The following is a 523-nucleotide window of genomic DNA, read 5'->3' as shown; positions in this document are numbered from 1 at the left end:
GAGACCTTCATGGGTCTGCTGCGCAAGCAGAAGGCCTACCGCGACGCGGTGCCGACGCAGTCGGTGCTGACGATCACGTCGAACGTGGTCTACGGCAAGAAGACGGGCAACACGCCGGACGGGCGCAAGGCCGGCCAGCCCTTCGCGCCGGGGGCCAACCCGATGCACGGGCGCGACCGCAAGGGGGCGATCGCCTCGATGGCGTCGGTGGCGAAGTTGCCTTACGCCCACGCCCAGGACGGCATCAGCTACACCTTCACCATCGTGCCCGGCGCGCTGGGCCCGACCGAGGGTGAGCGGGTGGCCAATCTGGTGGGCATGCTGGACGGCTATTTCGGCCAGGGCGGCCACCACATCAACGTGAACGTCTTCGACCGCGAGACGCTGCTGCACGCCATGGACCATCCGGAGCTGTACCCGCAGCTGACCATCCGGGTGTCGGGCTACGCGGTGAACTTCATCAAGCTGACCCGCGAGCAGCAGATGGACGTCATCAGCCGCACCTTCCACGGCGCGCATTGAG

Annotated in this window: 1 protein-coding gene; it reads left to right on the top strand. The window is 67.3% G+C overall.

What is annotated here, in order from left to right; translation table 11 throughout:
• Positions 1-522: glycine radical domain-containing protein (locus tag H0B54_RS29420; RefSeq protein ID WP_188263283.1), on the top strand; the 522-nt coding region annotated here is incomplete at its 5' end.
• Position 523 lies beyond the last annotated feature (1 nt).

Origin of the sequence: Azospirillum tabaci (assembly GCF_014596085.1) — a bacterium.
Taxonomy (GTDB): domain Bacteria; phylum Pseudomonadota; class Alphaproteobacteria; order Azospirillales; family Azospirillaceae; genus Azospirillum; species Azospirillum tabaci.
The sequence above is the reverse complement of the archived record's forward strand: the minus strand, read 5'-3'. Positions and strand labels throughout refer to the sequence as shown.